This window comes from Hydrogenophaga sp., from assembly GCF_041633695.1.
Taxonomy (GTDB): Bacteria; Pseudomonadota; Gammaproteobacteria; order Burkholderiales; family Burkholderiaceae_C; genus Hydrogenophaga.
On the sequence record NZ_JBFJMY010000047.1, the window covers coordinates 1 to 16,647 of the forward strand.

The following is a 16,647-nucleotide window of genomic DNA, read 5'->3' on the forward strand; positions in this document are numbered from 1 at the left end:
CACGACGGTGTGGTCAAATCGGTCGCTGCGGTCAAGGGCGCGTCTCTGAGCGTGGACCAAATCATTCTGGAGTTTGTATGAGTTCTGTTGCCATGTCCCCCACTTCTACACACGCGTCCCAAACCATCGCGGTACGGCGGCCCGCGGTGCCCGAAGCAGACGGTGCATGGGCTGTTGCCGAGGTGCAGGCCTTGCTGGATCTGCCCTTCATGGATTTGCTGCACCGTGCCCAGACCGTGCACCGCGAACACTTTCCCGAAGGCGATATCGAACTGGCCACGTTGCTGTCGGTGAAAACCGGGGGCTGTCCGGAGAACTGCGGCTATTGCCCGCAGGCGGCGCAGTACGACACCGGCGTGACGGCGCAAAAGCTGATGGAAGTGGACGAGGTGGTGCACGCCGCCCAGGCCGCCAAAGACGCCGGGGCCACGCGCTTTTGCATGGGGGCCGCCTGGCGCGCGCCCAAAGACCGCGATGTGGTCAAGGTGGCCAAGCTGATCGAAGCGGTGAAAGGTCTGGGTCTGCAGACCTGCGCCACGCTGGGCATGCTGGAGCCGCACCACGCCGAACAGCTCAAGGCGGCCGGGCTGGACTACTACAACCACAACCTGGACACCTCTTCTGAGTACTACGGCCAGGTGGTCGACACCCGTACCTACCAGGACCGGCTCGATACGCTGAAAAGCGTGCGCCAGGCCGGCATCAGCGTGTGCTGCGGCGGCATCGTAGGCATGGGCGAGTCGCCGGTGGACCGTGCGGGTCTGATTGCCCAACTGGCCAACTTGAATCCGTATCCCGAATCGGTGCCGATCAACAGCCTGGTGCGCGTGCCCGGCACGCCGCTGGCCGACGCGCCCCCCATCGATCCGCTGGACTTTGTGCGCGTCATCGCTGTCGCCCGCATCACCATGCCGAAAGCGCGGGTGCGTCTCTCGGCGGGACGCCAGCAACTCGGTGAGGCGGTGCAGGCCTTGTGTTTTCTGGCCGGTGCCAATTCGATTTTTTACGGCGACAAGCTGCTGGTGACCGGCAACCCCGACGCCGACGCCGACTTGAACTTGTTGAACAAGCTGGGTTTGCGGGCGCGGGCGGTGAGCGCCACGCCGTCCAACACCAGTACCCTTGAGACCGCGTGCGCATGAGTGGCAGCGATCGCCCCTTCAAGGTGCTGGGTATCCAGCAGGTGGCCATTGGCGGGCCCGACAAGCAGCGCTTGCAAAAGCTCTGGGTGGAGATGCTGGGCCTGGAGGTCACCGGTACGTTCCGCAGCGAGCGCGAGAACGTGGACGAAGACATTTGTGCGATCGGCAGCGGCCCTTTCAAGGTCGAAGTCGATCTGATGCAGCCGCTGGACATGGACAAAAAGCCCGCGGTGCACACCACGCCGCTGAACCACATCGGCTTGTGGATCGACGATTTGCCCAAGGCCGTCGAATGGCTCACGGCGCAAGGCGTGCGCTTCGCCCCGGGCGGCATTCGCAAGGGGGCGGCGGGGTTTGACATCACCTTCCTGCATCCCAAGGCCAACGAAGAATTCCCCATCGCCGGCGAAGGGGTGTTGCTCGAACTGGTGCAGGCGCCGCCCGAAGTGGTGAGCGCGTTCGGCCGTCTGGCGCTGCAGCCCAGTTAGACCCCGTTTGCTCTTGGGATCACAGTGCGTGCAGTCCCTGCCGCACGACCTCTGATGCACCGAGCAACGCCGCTTTTCTCGCGCTGTTTGCGCATTTGCCTGCTGCTGTAAGCCCGTAAGCTGTCTGCACTGGCCAATCATGGCCTGCGTTGACCAGCCCCAAGCCCACAGCAGGAGTGCGCGATGAACCCCGTCACCAAGCCCCCAACGACCAGGCAACAGGCCCTGGAAGCCCATGCCTTGATGTCCGAGGAGGATGTGCGTTGGGCGCAACGCAAACCCAGCTGGCGCGAACGGCAACTGGCCATCGCCTGGCCCGAGGACTTGCTGGAAAACTTTGGACTGCGCATGGCCGCTCACGGCATGTGCATCAGCCGCACCCTGATGTTGTGCGACCGCCGCTACGCCTTGCAGCAACTGGTGCACGGGCAGAACCTGAACGACGAGGGTCTGCGCGCCTTGTCAACGGTGCTTTTTCGGCACTTTGAGCCCCAGCGAGCGGGCGTGCTGGCCTTGCACTGAATGTCTCGATATTCACATTCAATCTCCCAGCAGGCCGACCGATATATCCCCAATATCCCCTATTCCAGGAGCCTCACGGTATGGCCCGTTTGAATTTATTGTCGCCGGGCATGCTGCTCATGCGCCGCCTGCGTCTGCCGACCAAGCTGGGGCTGATGGCATTCTTCATTCTGGTGCCCTTGGTCGTCGTGTGCGCCGTGCTGCAGCAGCGGCTGGGCAGCGAAATCGCGACCGCCCGCAGCGAGGCTGGCGGTATCGAGCTCATCGGGCAGCTGACGCAGGTGGTCAAGCATGTGCAAGTGCACCGAGGGCAAACCAATATGCTGCTGTCGGGAGCCGATGCGGTGCGCCCCGCGTTGAACCGCTCGCGAGACGAGCTCAGCCAGTCGATCGCGAGCACCACGAGATTGCTTGCCGAGCGGCGTGACCCGGATTTGAACCAGGAGTGGCGGGGCCTGCAGGCGCGTTTGAGCCAGCTCGGTGAGACCGAGAAGCTGAGCGCCACCGAAGGCTTTGCGCTCCATTCCCGCCTGGTCAGCGATTTGCGGCATTTCGTCTACCGCTTGGGCGAGCGCTCCCACCTCCTGTTTGATCCCGATCCTGCCACCTATTTTTTGGTTGACATGGCGGTTTCGCGAACACTCGACTGGATGGAGCAAATCGCGAACGTGCGCGGTGTCGGAGCGGGTCAACTCAGTTTGCCCGAGCCGTTGCCAGAAACGGTGGGCCGCGTGCGCCAGCAAATCGAGGCCCTGGCGGTCAAGACCGATGACGTGGCCTATGCTCTGGGCTTTTCCAAGGCATTCGGACAAGTCGACCTGCAGGAAGAGCAGGCCCTGGCGGCCAGCCGCGATTTCGTGCAGCGTGCCCTGGGTGCATTCGATAACCCCAAGAGCATGAGCGCGCAGGCATTTTTTGGCGTGGGCACCGAAGCGCTGACCACCATCCACGCGTACAACGCCAACGTGCACGCACGCATGGGCCAGCTGATTGACCAACGGATTCAATACATCGAGCGCCTGCGCTGGATGGCGCTGGGCATTACCGTGCTGAGTTTGAGCTTGCTGCTCTACTTCATGTGGGCGTTCTACAAGAGCTTCATCATCGATCTGCGCAAAGTGCTTTCGGTGATGCGCATGACGGCCGCGGGCAATTTGCGCGCGCACCCCACCATACGGGGCTCAGACGAGGTGGCGGAGTTGGCGACCTTGCAAGAACGCATGACAGCCAGTCTTTCTGCCATGGTGGCCGAGGTGCGCAGCAACTCGGCTTTGGTGGCGCATGCGGGCAAAAGCCTGGCCTTGGGCAACCGCGATCTGGCGGACCGGACCGACATGCAGGCCAGCAACCTGAGGGAAACCGCCGCCAGCGTGCAGCAGTTGTCGCAGACCGTGCGGCAGAACGCAGGCACGGCGGGCGATTCGGACACCCAGGCCGCTGGTGTGCGCGACGTGGCCGAGGCCGGTGCGAGGAACATGGGGCATGCCGTGACATCGGTGGAGGTGATCCAGAAAAGCGCGCAACAGATGAACGAAATCATTGGCGTCATCGACAGCCTGGCTTTCCAGACCAATATCCTGGCCTTGAACGCGGCGGTGGAAGCGGCCCGAGCGGGCGAGCAGGGCCGCGGTTTTGCGGTTGTGGCCAGTGAAGTGCGTTCGCTTGCCCAGCGCTCCGCCGCATCAGCACGGGAAATTCGCCAACTGATCGAAGCCTCGACCGAACAGGTGGAGGCCAGCGTCACCAAGATCCGCGCGGTCGGCAGCAACATCACACAAATCGTCACCGGCGTGCGCGGGGTGGCCGACAACATGTCGCTGATTTCCTTGGCCAGTGCCGAACAAAGCGCCGGCCTGAGCCAGATTTCAACGGCGGTGAGCCAACTCGATGAGATCACACAGCGCAACGCTCACATGGTGGAGCGGGCGGTGATCCAGGCCAACCAGCTGGAGAGCCGGGCCGCCAATCTGTCCAAGGCGGTGTCGTCTTTCGTTTTGCAGCAGGGCACGGCCGAAGAGGCCATGGAGCTGGTGGAGCGTGCGCTGCAACACCGGGAACAATTCGGCCCAGCGTCGTTTGTGCGCGACCTGACCGATCCTGAGAAAGGTTTTTACGACCGCGACATGTACGTGTTCGCCCTGGACCGCAGCGGCGTCTATTGCGCCTTTGGTGGCAAGCCCGAAAAAGTGGGTACGCGGGTGCAAGACATCGCGGGTGTGGACGGCCAAGCCTTGCACGACGCCATCGTTGCGCAGGCAGAGGTCGAACCGGGCTGGGTGGAGTACGACATCGCCAATCCGCTCACCGGGGCGATCCAGGCCAAGATGTCGTATGTGGTGAAGGTGGACAAGTTCTATATCGGCTGCGGCGTCTACAAGTCCGTGATCACCAAATAGACCGCCTGAGCGCCCGTCCGTGCGTCGGGCGAAGCGAGGGCGGCAGCGAAATCAGGACTGTTCTTGTGCGCGCTTGGACCGGGCACGCGCCAGCGCAGCTTCGATCACGGCGCGCTTCTTGTCCAGCGCAGCGCCGTCGGTCAATTGGGAGTGGCTGGCGAGATCGGCCAATTTGAGACGGGCCTTGTCTTCCAGGCGCTTGTCGTTTGCCAGATGTTCGCGGGCCAAGCGCTCGGTGCGCGCGCGGTAGCGCGTTTGGGCCTGCAGCGCCAGGGGCTGTGACCAGGCTTGCCAGCCCGTGCCTTGACCCACCGGCTCCAGCTGGATGCAATCCACCGGGCACGCCGGCAAGCAGAGCTCACATCCGGTGCAATAGGTTTCCACCACGGTGTGCATGCGTTTGTTGCTGCCAACGATGGCGTCGGTCGGGCACGCGGCGATGCACAGGGTGCAGCCTATGCACCAGTTTTCGTCGATCACGGCCACGGTCAACGGGCCTTCTTGGCCGTTGACCGGATTCAAGGGGATGACGGATTTGCCGGTGATGGCCGCCAGGCGCGAAATGCCTTCGGCGCCTCCAGGCGGACACTGGTTGATGCCCGCTTCGTCCGCCGCCACCGCCTGCGCGTAACTGGCGCAGTCGGGGTAACCACAACGGGTGCACTGCGTCTGTGGCAGCGCGTCATCGATCTGGCGGGCCAGCGGAGTCATGCCCGATGATAGACCGGGTGCCTGAGCCGCCAGCGGTCGCGCAGGCTTCAAGCCTTGGACGTCGGCGTGGGTTTGGTCTTGGCGGCGCTCTTGACCGCACGAGGGGCAGCCGGAGCCTGTTCCGTTCGCGCTGCGGCTGGGGCGGGCGCAGCCTTTGCGGTCTTGGCGCTGGTCTTTTTCGCGGTAGTCGTCGTGCTCACGGTTGGCGCCTTAGACACCACCGATGCCTTGGCGCTGGCCCTGGACGCGGTCTTGGCCACGGGTTTGGTCGTGGTTTTGGCCTGGGTGGGCTGAGATGCCGCGCCCGCCTGCGTCGCGGTGGTAGGTGCTTGCACCGCTGCGGTCGGTGCGGTGTTCACCACGGCCTTGGCGACCTTGGGCTGGTATTTGCGGATGAAGGTCTTCAGCACTGGATACACCACCTCGCGCCAGCGGCGACCGCTGAAAATGCCGTAGTGTCCGGCACCTTTCACTTCGAGGTGTTCGAGTTTGTCCGCGCCAATGTTCTTGCACAGGTTGTGAGCGGCCTTGGACTGACCGGCGCCCGAGATGTCATCGAATTCACCCTCTACCGTGAGCATGGCGGTGGTGCTGATGTCGGCCGGGCAAACGCGTTCGATCTTGCCCTTTTCGTTCTTCACATCCCAGGTGCCGTGCACCAGATTGAATTCTTGGAACACCGTCTTGATCGTGTCCAGGTAGTAATCGGCGTCCATGTCGAGTACCGCGTTGTACTCGTCGTAAAACTTGCGGTGGCTTTCGGCACCGGAGTCGTCGCCCTTGATCAGGTTCTGAAAGTAGTCGTAGTGGCTGTCGGCGTGCCGATCGGGGTTCATGGCAATGAAACCCGAGTGCTGCAGAAAGCCGGGATAGACGCGGCGTCCAGCGCCAGGAAAACTGTCTGGCACCCGGTAGATGACGTTGTTTTCGAACCAGCTGTGGCTGCGTTCAACCGCCAGATCGTTCACGGCGGTGGGCGATTTGCGGGCGTCGATCGGGCCTCCCATCATGGTCATGGTGAGGGGGGTGGTCTCGCCCCGGCTGGCCATCAGCGAGATGGCGGCCAGCACCGGCACGGTGGGCTGGCAGACGCTCAGCACGTGGCAGTTGCCGTAGCCTTTTTGCAGGTAACGGATGAATTCCTGCACGTAGTTGACATAGTCGTCCAGGTGGAATGCGCCTTCCGAGAGCGGCACCAGGCGGGCATTTTTCCAATCGGTGATGTAGACCTTGTGGTCGCTCAACATGGTGCGCACCGTGTCGCGCAACAGCGTCGAGTAGTGCCCGGAGAGGGGCGCCACGATCAGGACGACGGGCTGGCCCTTGAGGCTGGACAGCGTGTTGGTGTCGTCAGAAAAACGCTTGAACCGGCGCAATTCGCAAAAAGGCTTGTCGATTTCGACCCGCTCATGGATCGCCACGTCCACCCCTTTGACGTCGACCGTGCGGATGCCAAATTCGGGTTTGACATAGTCTTTACCCAAACGGTGCATCAGGTCGTAGCCAGCCGAAATGCGCTGTGCCATCGGTAGTTGGCCCAGCGGCGAGAGCGGGTTGCTGTACAGCTTGGCCGCGATTTCAGCCAGGTCCGAGAACGGCTCCATGATGGAGCGTTGGGTTTCGTAAATCTGGTAGAGCATGAGCAGTCAATTCAGTTATGTTGCAGTGCAATATAACAGCTTGCCGTGCAAGCTGTGCCGGTAGAAGCCCCTAATTCTCCGGGAATCTCAGGTGTTTTGTGCGGGGATTTAGCGCCCGATTGGACGGCTTTTTACCGGGCTCGATCGCTTGAAGGCGGCGGCACGTGGGCGTGCGGGATGGCTCTGTTGCGCATCTGGCGATGCCTATCCGCCCTGGGCGCACAGGGCAAGGCGCTCATAAAAGCGGGCGGCTGCGCCAGACTGCCGCCGGTTTTCGAACACCGGCCCGTCTACACGAGGCGCCGCTGGCGGCCTCGTGCACGAAAACCGGGCCGGGTGACCTCAGGCTACTTGGGCGATCGCTTTACAGACGTAGTCGATGTTTTTGCTGTTGAGAGCGGCCACGCACATGCGCCCGGTGTCGGTGCCGTAAACGCCAAATTCGTCACGCAGACGCACCATCTGGTCCTTGGACAGACCCGAATAGCTGAACATGCCGATCTGGCTGGTGATGAAGCCCATGTCTTGTTGCACGCCGGCCGCCTTGAGGCCATCCACCAACTTTTGCCGCATGGCCTTGATGCGCACACGCATCTCGCCCAGTTCTTTTTCCCACAGGCCGCGCAATTCCGGGTTGTTCAGCACCGCAGCGACCACCGCGCCGCCATGGATAGGCGGGTTGGAGTAATTGGTGCGGATCACGATCTTGAGTTGCGACAGCACCCGGTTGGCTTCTTCCTGGCTGGCACACAGCACCGACAGCGCACCCACGCGCTCGCCGTACAGGCTGAAGCTCTTGGAGAACGAGGTGGAGACAAAAAAGGTGAGGCCGGCGGCCACGAATTTGCCGATCACGGCGCCATCTTCGGCGATGCCGTGGCCAAAGCCCTGGTAGGCCATGTCGAGGAACGGGGTCAGCTGGCGCTGCTTGACCACCTCGACCACCTGGTCCCATTGAGCGGCGGTGATGTCATAACCGGTCGGGTTGTGGCAGCAGGCGTGCAGAACCACGATGGTGCCCGCAGGAGCAGCATTCAGGCTGGCCAGCATGCCGTCAAAATTCACGCCGCGCTGAGCCGCGTCGTAGTAGGCATAGCTGTTCACCACAAACCCCGCATTGGTGAACAGGGCGCGGTGGTTTTCCCAGCTGGGATCGGAGATCAGCACCTGGGCGGTCGGGTTGAGTCGCTTGAGGAAATCGGCCCCGATCTTCAAGCCACCAGTGCCGCCAATGGCTTGTACCGTGGCGACACGGTTGGATGTGACGGGCTCGCTCGCTGCGCCAAACACCAGACCTTTGACGGCCGCATCGTAGGCGGCAATGCCATCGATGGGCAGGTAACCGCGGGCCGAAGGCTTCTCCATCATGGTTTTTTCTGCGGCTTGCACGCATTGCAGCAGCGGCAGCTTGCCGTTGTCGTCGAAGTACACACCGACACCGAGATTGACTTTGTTCGGGCGGGCGTCGGCAGCAAATTGTTCGTTCAGACCCAGAATCGGGTCGCGAGCAGCCATTTCGACGGCGGAAAAGAGCGACATACAGGCTTTCCTATGGTTGGCGTCAGGGAAGTTCGGCATTTTACCGGGCCGCTTGCGCGACCCCCGCCAAGCGGCAGCTTTTTGTGGGCTTTTTCGCGTTACGTGGATACAAAGCGGCTGTTCACTGGACAGGACGTGCAATCCATCTTGTAATCAAGTGCAACAGAAACAGGGACGGCTTTGCGGCGTGCACGATCCCCGTTTCAAGGGGTGCCGTCCTCTGTTTGTCTACGGCTCTGTAAACACACTCGGTTATATTGGCCCCGATCAACGGCGAATCGTTCACATCATTGGTTACTGCAGGAGAAGCTCTATGACACTTTTGTTCAAATTTCTACGCTCGGTCGCAGGTACCGCCGTGTCGGTCGCCTTGGTTCTGGGTTTGTCGGCCTGCGCCATGGGGCGGTCCGCCGAGCCGCCGGCGCCGCTCGTGGCTTCCACCGCCGACTACAAGTACCTTGTAGGTCCTGGGGATACGCTCAATATCATTGTGTGGCGCAACCCGGAGCTGTCTTTGACGGTTCCCGTGCGGCCCGATGGCAAGGTGTCCACACCCCTGGTTGACGAGTTGGTCGCGCAGGGCAAGACATCCTCCGACATCGCGCGTGAGCTGGAGAAGGTGCTGGGCAAATTTGTGCGCGATCCAGTTGTGACGGTCATCGTCACCCAGTTTGTCGGCCCTTACAGCGAACAGATCCGGGTGGTCGGTGAAGCCGCCAAGCCCCAGTTCCTGCCCTACAAACAAAAAATGACGGTCATGGACGTGATGATCGCAGTCGGCGGTCTGACCGATTTTGCCGACGGCAACAAAGCCACGATCGTGCGCGCCGCCGACGGCAACAAGCGCTACAGCGTGCGCTTGCGTGATCTGCTCAAAGGCGGCGACATCACCGCCAACGTCGAAATGCTGCCGGGGGATGTGCTCATCATTCCGCAAGGCTGGTTTTAATCTCGCCGGTTTTTCCCCGAATCCAGCTGTCCGGTCCTTGCCGGACAGCTGTCTTCTTTTGAACTTTACGCTGACCGCATGCACGACCTTATCCATCAGATATCCAGCATGATCCGCGGCATGTGGAAATACCGCCGCCTGGGGGTATTGGTCGCGTGGCTGGTCGCGGGTGTGGGTGCAGTTGCTGTGCTCCTGATTCCCGATCGCTACGAAGCCACTGCACGCGTGTATGTGGATACCCAGTCCATTCTGCGACCGCTGATGTCGGGACTGGCCATCCAGCCCGACGTTGAGCAGCAGGTCAACATGCTCAGCCGGACGCTGATCAGCCGGCCGACGGTGGAGAAGCTGATCCGCATGTCCGACCTGGATATGGCGGCCCGGTCCAAGCCCGAGCAGGACGCGTTGATCGAGGGCGTGACCCGCGCGTTGCAGATCAAGTCGGCCGGGCGCGACAATCTCTACACCCTGACCTACCGCGACACCAGCCCGCAGCGTTCGTTGAAGGTAGTGCAGTCGCTGCTGACCATTTTTGTGGAGTCCAGTTTGGGGGACTCGCGCAAGGATTCGGATTCGGCCCGCAACTTCATCGAAGAGCAGATCAAGAACTACGAAAACAAGCTGACCGAAGCGGAATCCCGGCTCAAGGATTTCCGGCTGCGCAACATCGAGTTGCAGGCCAAGGGCGGCCTGGACATGGCGGGCCGGATGGCCGAGGTGTCGGCCACGCTCAACCAGGCACGCCTCGAATTGCGCGAGGCCGAGAGCGCAAGAGAGGCCGCGCGGCGCCAGTTGGAGGAGGCGCGCACGCAGATGCGTTCGGTGCCGGTGGACGCCAGCGGCAAGATTGCCACGCCCGACCTCGATGCCCGTATAGATGCCCTGAAGCGAAGCCTGGATGCCTTGCTTCAGCGCTTTACCGAGCAGCATCCCGACGTCATCAACACGCAGCGCCTGATCCGCAACCTGGAAGAGCAAAAGCGCCGCGAGGTCGCTGAGCTCACGCGCGCAGCACAGTCGGCGCCGGTGGTGGCGTCTGTGCAGTCCAGCCCTGCGATTCTGGAGTTCAGCCGCGTGTTCTCGGCGGCCGACGTCCAGGTGGCCTCCTTGCGCGCCCGGGTCGCTGAATACGAAAACCGGGTGGCGCGTGCACGCGAACAATTGAAATTGGCACCCCAGGTGGAAGCCGAACTTGCGCAACTGAACCGGGACTACGACATCCACCGCAAGAACTACGAGGACCTGGTGTCCCGCCGAGAGTCGGTGGTGATGAGTGGCGAGCTGGGCAACGCGTCCAGCCTGGCCGATTTCCGCGTCATCGATCCACCCCGGGTAGGCCCCAAGGCGGTGGCGCCCAACCGCGTCTTGCTGCTGCCTCTGGCTTTGATCGCAGCACTGGGTGCTGGGCTGGGCTTTTCTTTCCTGCTCAGCCAGATGCGGCCGGTTTTCTTTGATGCGAGCACTTTGCGCGAAGTCACCGGACTGCCTTTGCTGGGGCTGGTCACGCTGGTGGAGAACGACGCCTTGCGGAAAAGGGAGTCGCGTAGCCTCAAGCGCTTTTTGGCATCGGTGGTGGCGCTCATTGCCGTGTTCGTGGTCGGCATGGCGGCCTTGTCTTACCGGTCTGGATCTATAGGGTAGCCATGAGCAGTCTGATTGAAAAAGCGGCTTTGCGCCTGGAGCAGTTGCGCCAAGCCGGCGCCGATATGCCCGTGCCGGGTGACGAACCCCGTGCGGAAAAGCCGAGCGCGTCCAAACACATGCCTGAGGCGGTGTCCAAGTCGGTTCATCTGGACTTGAACGCGCTGTTGGCAGCTGGTTTTGTGACACCCAATTCGCCCAAATCCGCTGTGGCGGAGCAGTTCCGCGTGATCAAGCGGCCCCTGCTGGCCAATGCTGCGGGCAAATCCGCCGCCCTGGTGCCCAATGGCAACCTGATCATGGTCACCAGCGCCATGGCGGGTGAGGGGAAAAGCTTCACCGCCATCAATCTGGCCATGAGCATCGCCACCGAGTTGGACTACACGGTCTTGCTGGTGGATGCGGACGTGGCCCGTCCATCCGTCATGAACTCACTGGGGCTGCCACCCAGCCCCGGTCTTCTCGATCTGCTGCTTGACGACAAGATCGAGGTCTCGGATACGCTGCTGCGCACCAACATCGACAAGTTGAGCCTGCTGCCCAGTGGCACGCCGCACCAGCGCGCAACCGAACTGCTGGCCAGCGACGCCATGAGCACATTGGTGGCCGACATGGGCCGGCGTTACGCCGACCGCATCATCATTTTTGATTCGCCGCCCTTGCTGCTGACCACCGAGTCGCGCGTGCTGGCCTCCCACATGGGCCAGATCGTGTTTGTGGTGCAGGCCGAAAAAACCTTGCAGTCGCAGGTGCGCCATGCCTTGACCACCATCGAATCCTGTCCGGTCAAGCTGATGGTGTTGAACCAGGCGCGTGGCGGTGACCAGGCCGCGTACGGGTATGGCTACGGCTATGGAAATCCGTCCACCGACGGTGGGCAAAGGCAGGTGGCATGACCGCTGCAAACGGGAGAAACAAGTGAAAACGACACACCGCCGCAGACGTCGAGGTCCAGCAACGCGATCCAGTGTCGTGGCGCCTTTGTTCTTGTTGGCTTCTTCGCTGGTGTCTTCGGCATGGGCGCAAGAGTCGGGAGACGGCGGCGGCGTGGACGAAAACAGGTCTGGGTTCTGGATCTCACCCCGGGTGTCTCTGTCGCAAACCTTGACCAACAACAGCCCGGTGGGGAGCCCCTACGCGCGCAGCGAACAGGTCACGGAAATTTCGCCGGGTGTTCGTGCCTACATGAACCTACCGCGCATCAAGGGTTCGGTGGACTACTCACTGGCTGGCCGGTTTTACACCCAGCACACGTATGCGAATGGTCTTCAACACACACTGGATGGCAATGCCACTGTGGAGGCGCTGGACGATCACGGTTTCATCGACTTGCGTGGCCTGGTCGACCAGCTCTCGATTTCGCCTTTTGATCCCCATTCGACGGGGAGCACGCAAAACGGCAACAAGTCGCAGACCTCGTTGTTCCGCTTCTCCCCGTATTACCGGGGGGTGGCGGGCAGTGCAGAATACGAATTGCGCTATGCGATGCAGAGCGTGTCAACCGACACCGCCAGCCGTTCCGACTTCACCAGCAATGGCTGGAATTTTCATGTGGTGGACCGCAACCCCGGCCAGCTGATGGGTTGGTCTTTCGACGCCAGCCAGCAGAAGTACGACTATTCGCTCGGACGCGACACCGCATCCAGCGCTTTCAAGGTGGGGCTGATCTTTCCGTTTACCTCGCAGTTGACCGGGTCGCTGTTGGTGGGCACGGAGTCGAACGACCAGCTCACTTTGGCCAAGCAGTCGTACCGCACGACGGAGCTCAATCTGGAGTGGCGGCCGTCTGACCGGACACGCATGTCGGTGGGTCTGGAAAAGCGCTTCTTTGGCAATGGACACGACATCGAGCTCGAGCACAGGACCGCTCGCACCGTCTGGCGTTACACCGACAGCAAAGGCGTGGTGAGCAACGCCCTGGAAGATGCGTTGCCGGTGCTGGGTTCCTACTACGATTTGGTGGATTCCCTGTTCAGTTCGCTGGAGCCCGACCCGATCAAGCGCGCGCAACTGGTGGAGTCCGAGCTGTTGCGCCTGGGCCTGCCGTCACGGGCCGAGCTGTACCAGCGCTACCTCACTTCTTCGGCCACGTTGGAGCGCAACCAGCAGTTGTCGGTGCTCTTGCAAGGCACGCGTGGCGTGCTCACTTTCGTGCTGTTCCGCAACAACTCGCGGCGGGTGGATACCCTGTTCAATCCCGGGTCCGACAGTTTCGACGTCAGCTCCAGCATCCAGCAGCGGGGCTGGAGCGTCTTGTATGCGCACCGCCTCACGCCCTTGACGTCGTTCAACGCTTCGATCAACGGCATCAAGATCGCCAGTACCAACGCGGCCTTGGGCAACTCTTTGAAAACGCTGACCTTCGGCGTTACCACCCAGCTGGGACTGCGAACCAGTGGCAGCGTGCAACTGCTGCACGAAGTGTTCAGCGGCACCATGAATCCCTACAAGGTCACCTCGATCACAGGGGTTATCACCCACCGGTTCTGATCCATGTACGAAGCGTTTTACGGGCTCACGAGCAAACCCTTTCAGCTCAATCCCGACCCAAAGTTTTATTACAGCAGCAAGCCCCATCGGCGCGCGCGTTCGTACCTGGTGTACGGCGTCATGCGTGGCGAGGGTTTCATTGTCATCACGGGCGAGGTGGGGGCGGGCAAAACCACGATCGTGCGCGACTTGCTGGAAAGCCTGGACACCAACAGCGTGGTGGCGGCCAACCTGGTCAGCACCCAGTTGGGCGCAGAAGACGCGCTCAAGCTGGTGTGTGCCGCCTTTGGCGTCTCGGTGCGTGGCACATCCAAGGCCGACATGCTGATGGCGCTGGAAGCTTTTTTCATCACCCAGACCACGCAGAACAAGCGCTGCTTGCTGATCGTGGATGAGGCGCAGAACCTGCAACCCCAGGCGGTCGAAGAGCTGCGCATGCTCTCCAACTTTCAGTTCGACGACCAGGCGCTGCTGCAGACTTTTTTGGTGGGGCAGCCCGAATTCCGCGAGATCTTGCAAGGTCCGAGGATGCTGCAACTGCGCCAGCGCGTCACCGCCCGCTGCCATCTCGGACCACTGGACGAAGAAGACACGCGCTCCTACATCGAGCACCGGCTGAAATGCGCGGGCGCGGTGGACAAACCCAGTTTTGACCCGGCGGTGTTCGAGGCGATTTTTCGCCACTCCGGTGGTATCCCTCGCCGCATCAACACCTTGTGCGATCGCTTGTTGTTGCAAGGGTTTCTGGCCGAGGTCACGCATTTTTCCCTGGCCTCGCTGGACGAGGTGGCGCAGGAAATCCAGGCCGAATCCGAGTTCGTGTCCCCCGGCAGTTCGCCGGGCGCACCTCCGGTGGCGCTGGACGGGGAGTCTCAGGGCGGCAAGGAGTCCGATGGCGCGGGTGCGGAGTGGTCGGGCGACGACAAAGAGCTGGAGGCGGCGCTGGGCGACGACATTCTCGAGCACTTGGGCCGCATGTCCGCCGAGCAACTGAGCGCGCGCTTGTTGCGCATCGAGCGCAGCGTGTTGCGCCAGGAACGGGCGACGCTGGAGTTGTTGGGCTTGATGAAGAGGATGGTGGGTGCAGGGCGGCGGTCGCGCAACGATGGTGCGCGGCGTTGATGAAGACTGGCATGCCCAACACGACCATCACCAATGCCTTGACCATCGACGTCGAGGACTACTTCCAGGTATCGGCTTTCGCGCCTTATATCGACCGCGCCGATTGGGACCAGCGTGAATGTCGGGTCGAGCGCAACATCCACCGCATCCTGGATCTGCTGGCCGAACACCAAACGCGCGCCACTTTCTTCACCTTGGGCTGGGTGGCTGAACGTTATCCCGACATGGTTCGGCGCATCGTGCGCGAAGGGCACGAACTGGCCAGCCACGGCTATGGTCACCAGCGCGTGAGCGACCTGTCCGAACCCGCTTTTTTCGAAGATATTTCGCGCGCCAAGGCGATATTGGAAGAGCTTTCTGCCGAACCCGTGACCGGCTACCGGGCGCCCAGTTTTTCCATTGGTGCGCAGAACCTGTGGGCCTTGGACACGCTCTTGCGGGCTGGCTACAAGTACAGCTCCAGTATTTATCCGGTCCAACACGACCACTACGGCATGCCGGATGCTCCACGCTTTGTGCACAGCGTACGCGAAGGCCTGCTGGAAGTACCGCCTTCGACCTTGCGCGTGTTCAACCGCAATCTGCCCTCCAGCGGAGGCGGCTATTTCCGCTTGTTTCCCTATGCGCTATCCCGGTGGATGCTGCAGCAGGTCAACCAGCGCGATGGCCAGTCGGCCATCTTTTATTTCCATCCCTGGGAGATCGATCCGGAACAACCCCGCGTACCGGGCATTGGCCTCAAGACGCGGTTCCGGCACTACGTGAACATCGGGCGCACCGAGCGCCGCCTGGTGCGTCTGTTGCAAGATTTTCAATGGGGCCGCATGGACCAGATTTTCCTGAAGCCTCGGGCCAGCGAGGTGGCCATTGGCTGAAAGCGCCGGGATTCGCATCCATCTGCTGGACGACAGCCAGCCCGAACAGGTTGCCCGCTGGGAGGCTTTTGTCATGGCCTGCCCGCAGGCGACGTTTTTTCACCGTGCGGGCTGGCAGCGCATCATCCGCGAGGTGTTTCGCCACCGCACGTATTTTCTGTACGCCGAGGCCGGCGGCGAAATCCTGGGCGTGTTGCCGCTGGGCCAGGTGAAGAGCCGGCTGTTTGGGCACGCGCTCACCGGTCTGCCGTTCGCCGTGTATGGCGGCGTGGCGACCTTGAACAACGAGGCCGCCAACGCACTGGAGGCGGAAGCACAGCGCCTGGCGCAGACGCTGGGTGTGCAGCATCTGGAGCTGCGCAACGTCCAGCGGCGGCACGAAGACTGGCCCTTGCAAGACCTGTACGTCACGTTCCGCAAGCCCATTCTGCCCACCGAAGAGGCGAACATGTTGGCGATCCCGCGCAAGCAGCGGGCCATGGTGCGCAAGGGTATCAAGAACGGTTTGAGTGCCGAGATCGACAGCAACGCCCAGCGCTTCTTTGCGCTCTATGCCGACAATGTGCACCGCCACGGCACCCCGGCCATGTCGCGGCGCTACTTCCAGGCCTTGATGGACACCTTCGGAGCCGACTGCGAAGTCTTGACGGTTTGCGCGCCCGATGGGCGGCCCGTGAGCAGCGTGATGAGCTTTTACTTTCGCGACGAGGTGTTGCCGTATTACGCCGGCGACGACGAAGCGGCGCGCGATCTGGCCGCCAACGACTTCAAGTACTGGGAACTGATGCGCCGTGCCTGTGGGCGCGGCCTGCAGGTGTTCGACTACGGCCGCAGCAAGCAGGGCACCGGTTCCTACGCCTTCAAAAAAAACTGGGGCTTCGAACCCACACCGCTGCATTACGAATACCAGCTCTACCAGCGCGAGGCCATTCCGCAGAACAACCCGTCGAACGCCAAATACAAACTGCTCATCGCCACCTGGCGCCGCATGCCACTGGCGTTGGCAAACTGGTTGGGTCCGCACATCGTTCGCCACCTCGGATAAGGCCATAGCGACCCATGGCCAATATCCTGTACCTGGTGCACCGCCTGCCGTACCCGCCGAACAAGGGCGACAAGGTACGCTCCTACC

Annotated in this window: 14 protein-coding genes; 11 read left to right on the top strand and 3 right to left on the bottom strand. The window is 61.9% G+C overall.

Features of this window, described 5'->3' with window-relative positions; translation table 11 throughout:
* Positions 1-77: 77 nt before the first annotated feature.
* The 4 genes from bioB (at position 78) to ABYB95_RS04795 (ending at position 4,548) form a co-directional block, all read left to right on the top strand.
* Positions 78-1,142, top strand: coding sequence for a biotin synthase BioB (bioB, locus tag ABYB95_RS04780; RefSeq protein WP_372657318.1), 1,065 nt, complete (start codon positions 78-80; stop codon positions 1,140-1,142).
* Positions 1,139-1,630 (top strand): VOC family protein, encoded by a 492-nt coding sequence (locus ABYB95_RS04785; RefSeq protein WP_372657319.1) that lies wholly within the window; start codon positions 1,139-1,141, stop codon positions 1,628-1,630. The genes bioB and ABYB95_RS04785 overlap by 4 nt, the downstream gene beginning before the upstream one ends.
* 183 nt (positions 1,631-1,813) lie before the next feature.
* Positions 1,814-2,152 (top strand): hypothetical protein, encoded by a 339-nt coding sequence (locus ABYB95_RS04790; RefSeq protein WP_372657320.1) that lies wholly within the window; start codon positions 1,814-1,816, stop codon positions 2,150-2,152.
* Between the two features lie 80 nt (positions 2,153-2,232).
* Positions 2,233-4,548: a methyl-accepting chemotaxis protein gene (locus tag ABYB95_RS04795; RefSeq protein ID WP_372657321.1), complete on the top strand. Its 2,316-nt coding sequence runs from the start codon at positions 2,233-2,235 to the stop codon at positions 4,546-4,548.
* A 51-nt stretch (positions 4,549-4,599) separates the two neighbouring features.
* Here the strand turns inward: ABYB95_RS04795 and rsxB are convergent, their stop codons facing one another.
* The 3 genes from rsxB to ABYB95_RS04810 form a co-directional block, all read right to left on the bottom strand.
* Positions 4,600-5,259, bottom strand: a complete 660-nt coding sequence (gene rsxB / locus ABYB95_RS04800) for an electron transport complex subunit RsxB (RefSeq protein WP_372657322.1) — start codon at positions 5,257-5,259, stop codon at positions 4,600-4,602.
* Positions 5,260-5,306: 47 nt separating this feature from the next.
* Complete coding sequence (phaZ, locus tag ABYB95_RS04805; RefSeq protein WP_372657323.1) at positions 5,307-6,899, bottom strand: polyhydroxyalkanoate depolymerase; 1,593 nt, start codon at positions 6,897-6,899, stop codon at positions 5,307-5,309.
* A 342-nt stretch (positions 6,900-7,241) separates the two neighbouring features.
* Positions 7,242-8,438, bottom strand: coding sequence for an amino acid aminotransferase (locus tag ABYB95_RS04810; RefSeq protein ID WP_372657324.1), 1,197 nt, complete (start codon positions 8,436-8,438; stop codon positions 7,242-7,244).
* Positions 8,439-8,835: 397 nt separating this feature from the next.
* Between ABYB95_RS04810 and ABYB95_RS04815 the strand changes: the two genes are divergently transcribed.
* From ABYB95_RS04815 to ABYB95_RS04845, 7 genes are all read left to right on the top strand, one after another.
* Positions 8,836-9,387, top strand: coding sequence for an XrtA/PEP-CTERM system exopolysaccharide export protein (locus ABYB95_RS04815; protein WP_372657331.1), 552 nt, complete (start codon positions 8,836-8,838; stop codon positions 9,385-9,387).
* Between the two features lie 78 nt (positions 9,388-9,465).
* Positions 9,466-11,028: an XrtA system polysaccharide chain length determinant gene (locus tag ABYB95_RS04820; RefSeq protein ID WP_372657325.1), complete on the top strand. Its 1,563-nt coding sequence runs from the start codon at positions 9,466-9,468 to the stop codon at positions 11,026-11,028.
* Positions 11,029-11,030: 2 nt separating this feature from the next.
* On the top strand, positions 11,031-11,924 hold the full coding sequence (locus tag ABYB95_RS04825) for an XrtA-associated tyrosine autokinase (RefSeq protein ID WP_372657326.1): 894 nt from the start codon (positions 11,031-11,033) through the stop codon (positions 11,922-11,924).
* The gene (locus ABYB95_RS04830; RefSeq protein WP_372657328.1) at positions 11,881-13,518 is read left to right on the top strand and encodes a TIGR03016 family PEP-CTERM system-associated outer membrane protein; all 1,638 of its coding nucleotides are present in this window, start codon (positions 11,881-11,883) and stop codon (positions 13,516-13,518) included. Before ABYB95_RS04825 ends, ABYB95_RS04830 begins: the two co-directional genes overlap by 44 nt.
* Positions 13,519-13,521: 3 nt before the next feature.
* Complete coding sequence (locus tag ABYB95_RS04835) at positions 13,522-14,640, top strand: XrtA/PEP-CTERM system-associated ATPase (RefSeq protein WP_372657329.1); 1,119 nt, start codon at positions 13,522-13,524, stop codon at positions 14,638-14,640.
* 11 nt (positions 14,641-14,651) lie between these two features.
* Positions 14,652-15,515 (top strand): XrtA system polysaccharide deacetylase, encoded by an 864-nt coding sequence (locus tag ABYB95_RS04840; protein ID WP_372657330.1) that lies wholly within the window; start codon positions 14,652-14,654, stop codon positions 15,513-15,515.
* Between the two features lie 10 nt (positions 15,516-15,525).
* The gene (locus ABYB95_RS04845) at positions 15,526-16,560 is read left to right on the top strand and encodes a FemAB family XrtA/PEP-CTERM system-associated protein (RefSeq protein WP_372657332.1); all 1,035 of its coding nucleotides are present in this window, start codon (positions 15,526-15,528) and stop codon (positions 16,558-16,560) included.
* Positions 16,561-16,647 lie beyond the last annotated feature (87 nt).